At 58.3% G+C, this 5,073-nt stretch carries 4 protein-coding genes and 1 pseudogene; 4 read left to right on the top strand and 1 reads right to left on the bottom strand.

Going from position 1 to position 5,073, the window contains the following annotated elements:
* Positions 1-257, bottom strand: a pseudogene (locus QD357_RS31175) (transketolase); the annotation flags it as partial.
* Between the two features lie 443 nt (positions 258-700).
* Here QD357_RS31175 and QD357_RS31170 point away from each other — a divergent pair.
* The 4 genes from QD357_RS31170 to QD357_RS31155 all read left to right on the top strand — a co-directional run.
* Positions 701-1,831, top strand: coding sequence for a substrate-binding domain-containing protein (locus tag QD357_RS31170; protein ID WP_414125847.1), 1,131 nt, complete (start codon positions 701-703; stop codon positions 1,829-1,831).
* 54 nt (positions 1,832-1,885) lie between these two features.
* On the top strand, positions 1,886-3,469 hold the full coding sequence (locus QD357_RS31165; RefSeq protein ID WP_414125846.1) for a sugar ABC transporter ATP-binding protein: 1,584 nt from the start codon (positions 1,886-1,888) through the stop codon (positions 3,467-3,469).
* Positions 3,459-4,436 carry an ABC transporter permease gene (locus QD357_RS31160; protein WP_414125845.1) on the top strand — a complete coding sequence of 326 codons (978 nt, stop codon included), beginning with the start codon at positions 3,459-3,461 and terminating at the stop codon, positions 4,434-4,436. Before QD357_RS31165 ends, QD357_RS31160 begins: the two co-directional genes overlap by 11 nt.
* A gap of 29 nt (positions 4,437-4,465) precedes the next feature.
* A partial coding sequence (locus tag QD357_RS31155) for an NAD-dependent epimerase/dehydratase family protein (RefSeq protein WP_414125844.1) occupies positions 4,466-5,073 on the top strand: 608 nt, incomplete at its 3' end.

The following is a 5,073-nucleotide window of genomic DNA, read 5'->3' as shown; positions in this document are numbered from 1 at the left end:
GTGAGGTGCAGAAGGCTGTAGAGCAGCATCGAGCCATGGCCGTTCGACAGGACGAAACGATCGCGGTCCGGCCAGCCAGGTTCGCTTGAATCGAACTTGAGGTGCCGGCCGAACAGCACCGCCGCCGCATCAGCCATGCCCATGGGCATTCCGGGGTGCCCGGACTTTGCGGCCTCAACCGCGTCGATCGACAGGACACGGATAGCGTTCGCGAGATCGCGGATCGAAACTGCTGCTGTCAATTCTTCCTCCCTCATAAACCGCGACTAATGTGGCGCACTTTTCTGGATATCACAATATCGAAACACAAAATAACGTATCCTATACGACAAACATAACAATATCACATTCAGCTGCAAAAAGTCTGCCCATCGACATCATACCTCATACCTTATACCTCTCCATTTGCGCAATAGCTTTTATTTGACTACCGCGTCGATCGGGAGCCGTAAGGATCGTTCCGGGTCGATTTCATGKGGGCGGTCTGCCTCGATCCGTTTGGTGGCAAACGGACAAGGCGACCACCGTGATGACTACCGCGTTGGGCACTCACGGTGGTTGAAACCATCCCAAATGCGGGATGCTCAATTCGGCTCGCCKATGTTTCCGACATTTCTTCAGTTGACAGCTTTTACAAATGCATTAACGTATACGTTATTGAATTCGAGGAACTCAATAGGCCTTAAAGGGAGGAACCGAAATGCCTATGACGATGCGCAAGTCCCTACAGATGATCGCCCTTGCCACTGCCCTCGGCGGCAGCGCTGCCTATGCGCCGAGCGCCTTCGCGATCGATGTCGWTAAACAGATCAAGGATATTGAAAGTCACCCGGCAAGCGGGCCCAACGGCGAAAAAGCGACCCTCGCGAGCKACCTGAAGCTATCCGCCGAGGAGATCGAAAAGATCAAGGCGAAGCATGCCAAAGCGGCCATTGTGATGCACTACACGGCGTCTGACTKGGCCAAGGCCCAGATGGCCGGGCAAAAGAAGGCCCTGGAAGAGCTCGGCGTCGAAATCGTTGCGACGACTGATGCTGGATATCGCGCGGAGCAGCAAGTTTMAGACATCGAAAGCGTCATGGCGCTCAAACCTGACGTCATGATCACCGTTCCCGCCGAGCAGTCAGCCACGGCCGCAGCATACAAGAAAGCTGCTGCCGCTGGCATTAAGATCATCTTCCTTGACCAGACCGGCGCCGGGATGAAGGCTGGCAAAGACTATGTGAGCCTCGTCTCTTCCGACAACCGCGGGATGGGAAAGGTCGCCGCACTGCTCATGGCCAAGGCGCTMGACGGCAAGGGCGAAATCGGTCTCATCCCGCATGCGTCCGACCTTTTTGCCACCAAAGAACGCGTGGTCGGCTTCAAGGAAGCGATCAAGGATTATCCKGATATCAAGATCGTCCAGGAGACCGGTGTCGGAGGCCCTGATTTCTCAAGCGAATCCGAGCGCGTCGCCTCCGCAATGCTGACGGCCCACCCCAACMTCAATGGCATCTGGGCCGTGTGKGACGTTCCAACAGAAGGCGTCCTGTCAGCGGCGCGCGCAGCGGGCGCGTCCAAGAGCMTCGTCATCACCACTTGCGACCTTGGCGTCAACATCTCGATCGACATGGCTAAGAAGGGTTACGTCAAGGGAACCGGATCCCAGCGTCCGTACGGCGCCGGTTATGCCGAGGGCATCCTTGCCKGATACGCCCTACTCGGAAAGGACGCACMTCCCTACGTCGTGCTCCCGGCCCTTGCGGTGACCCGCGATAACCTGATCGAGGCGTGGCCGCAGTCGAACGGCGACCAGGCACCGAAGATTCTCACCGACGCAATGAACTAACGGTRCGCGGGAGCGGCTCCGGCCGCTCCCCGTMCCCAGCGGCGGACAACGACCATGAACACTCAAGCAGTCACCGAAACCCTCGCCGCCGTCAGGATGCGCGACGTGAGGAAATCGTTTGGCGGCGTGCACGCATTGCGCGGTGTCAGCCTGACGATCCAACCCKGGACAATCCATGCGCTGGTCGGCGAAAATGGCGCCGGCAAGTCTACGCTGTTGAAGATCCTGCAGGGCGTGGTMACACCCACGGAGGGATCCATCGAGGTTTTTGGCGAACACATGTCGTCAAGCTCTCCGGAGAATTCCCGCAGGCTCGGCATTGAGATGATCTTCCAGGACCTCAGCCTGATCCCCACCCTCACGGTCGCCCAGAACATTTTCCTCAACCGGGAGCCCCGCCGCCTGTCGATCTTGGTCGACGAGCGCAGGGAAATCGCACAGGCAGCCGAGATCATCGGCCAACTCAACCTCAGGGTTGATCCGAGGACGCCTGTTTTTGAACTCAGCCCCGGCCAGGCCCAGCTGACCGAGATCGCCAAGGCCATCCACCAGGACGCCAGGATCMTTATCCTTGACGAACCAACCTCGTCGCTGAGCGCACAGGAAGCCGACACTCTGTTCGGCATGTTGAAGAAGCTCACTGCGGCGGGAACAGCCGTGATCTACGTTTCCCATCGCATGACCGAGATCATGACGATCGCCGACGAGATTACAATTCTGCGTGACGGTCAGAACGTGACCTCCGGGAAGACATCCGAATTCACGCTCGACTCGATCGTGCAGCACATGGTCKGCAAGCGTGTCACCGGTTTCCAATACCAGGCGCGCGCCATTGATCGCAGCGGCAAACCCGCGCTGAGCGTACGTGGCCTTTCGGGCCCTTCGGGAAAACCCAGCGATGTCAGCTTCGACGTTCACAGGGGCGAGATTGTGGGAATAGCAGGCCTCATGGGCGCTGGCCGGAGCGAGCTTGCCCGCCTTCTTTTCGGCGTCGATAAGAAAACTGCGGGAACCGTAGAACTCGGCGACACTGCCGTTGAGTTCAAGTCACCTTCGGATGCGATCAAGGCTGGCATTGTGCTTGTTCCGGAGAGCCGCCACGAGGAAGGTCTGGTTGTCGAGCACAGCGTGGGCGACAATCTTGGACTGCCGCAGATCGGTCAGCTCGTCCGCGGTCCCTTCATCGACCGTCGACGCGAGGGAACACTGACCTCCGATCTCATCAAGCAACTGAGGATCAAGACGCCGTCCGCTGACAATAAGGTCAGGAACCTTTCCGGCGGCAACCAGCAGAAGATCGTTATTGCCAAATGGCTAGCGATTGATCMTTMGGTTGTCATTCTCGACGAACCAACAGCAGGCGTAGACATCGGTTCAAAGGCCGAGATCGTTGAACTCATTCGGAGCGTCGCCTCCTCCGGAAAGTCCGTCATCGTCATCTCGTCGGAACCAGCCGAGCTTCTGGCAACAAGTGACCGCATCCTGGTCATGAACAACGGACGTCTCGCGCGCGAAATMGAGCGCGACGAAATCGAAAGCTGGGCCACGATTGCCGRCGACGAAACTCAATCTCCGCTGATCCGCACCGAACTCGGTCTGCAGGTCGCGATTCAGAAGGCAACCCAAAATGTCCACTGAAGCCAAGACATTGAACACAGAGACGGATGCAACCCACATGCGGCCGTGGCACAGCAACTGGCGCGACTACGTCGTCTACATCGGCTTCGTCGTCATCTTCATCGTCTTCGCGATCCTGCTGCAGGATCGCGGATTCCTATCTTCAAACAACCTGCTCAACATCCTGCGGCAGACTGCGATCGTCGCCATCGTTTCCATGGCAATGTCGTTCGTACTCTCGGCGGGCGAGATCGACCTCTCGGTCGGAGCCATAGCCGGACTGTCGTCGGTGGTCGCTGGCCTGGTGCTGAGCAAGTACGGTCTATTCCCCGGCATTCTCGCGGGCTTGACCCTCGGGCTGCTGGTAGGCGCCGTAAACGGCGGCCTGACTGCCTATCTCAACATCCCGTCGTTCTTGGTGACACTCGGCATGATGGGGATCGCGCGAGGGGTCGGAATGTGGGTAAGCGGCACTTCGCCTGTTMCAATTATCAACGATACGTTCATTTTCGTCTTTGGTTCCGGTAACATCGGCCCTGTTCCTGTCCTCGTTGTCTGGGTCGCCGTTCTGGGCACKATCGCCCATATCGCGCTCCGAAAGACACCGTTCGGCCGCAAGGTCATGTCGGCAGGCGGAAACTCGGTCGCAGCTCGCTACAGCGGCGTCGATGTCCGGAAAATCAAGTTCCAGGTGCTGCTACTGACGGGGATGGCCGCTGCGATCGCTGGCATGCTCTATGCTGGACGCCTGCAGTCTGGACGCTTCCAGCTTGGCGAAGGCGATGAGCTGTCTGTCATTGCAGCCGTGGTTCTCGGCGGTACCAGCCTATTCGGCGGACGCGGCACCGTGATCGGTTCCATCGTCGGTGCCCTGCTMATCGGTGTCATCAACAACGGTCTTATTCTTGGCGGCCTCGACTACAGCCAGCAGCTCATCGCGCGCGGAATGCTCATCATCCTGGCTGTGGCGGTCGGCCGAAGCCGCTAACCTGGAAGGTTCTACGGAGGTATTACGATATGAGAGTTTTAGTCACAGGCGGCAGCGGCAAACTGGGTAGAGCCACGATCAAGCATCTRGTTGAGAGCGGCCACGACGTCATCAACGCGGATACGATCGCTCCGCCAGAAAACCTCTGCCCCTTCGTCAGGGTCGATTTCGAGGATATGCGCGCCACGATCGAGGCGATCAGTGGCTTTGATTGGGACCACAATCGCAACACTGAAGCCGTCGTCCATCTGGCCGCTGTGCCGATGCCGGGGCGCGTTGCTCCTGCGGATGTTTTCCGGGTCAACACCATTTCGACGTTCAATGTTTTCGAGTCATGCCGCTTGCTCGGCATCAAGAACATCGTGTGGGCGTCGAGCGAGACCCTGCTCGGCATTCCTTACGAGATCAAGCCTGACTATCTGCCGGCGGACGAGAATTATCAGTCGCGCCCGGAAACCTCCTATTCCCTCTCGAAGCATCTCGGCKAGGAGATGGCAAAGCAGTATTGCCGCTGGGACAGCGAGCTCWAGATCGTTTGCCTACGCTTCTCCAACGTTATGGACGAGAGCGAGTATGCGGACTTMCCGGCCTTCGAGCAGAACCCGGGCAGCAGACGCTTCAACCTTTGGACCTATAT

It is taken from the genome of Rhizobium sp. BR 317, from assembly GCF_047445835.1.
GTDB lineage: Bacteria > Pseudomonadota > Alphaproteobacteria > Rhizobiales > Rhizobiaceae > Rhizobium > Rhizobium paranaense.
Note: the sequence above shows the minus strand (reverse complement) of the source record. Positions and strands in the feature narration are given on the sequence as shown.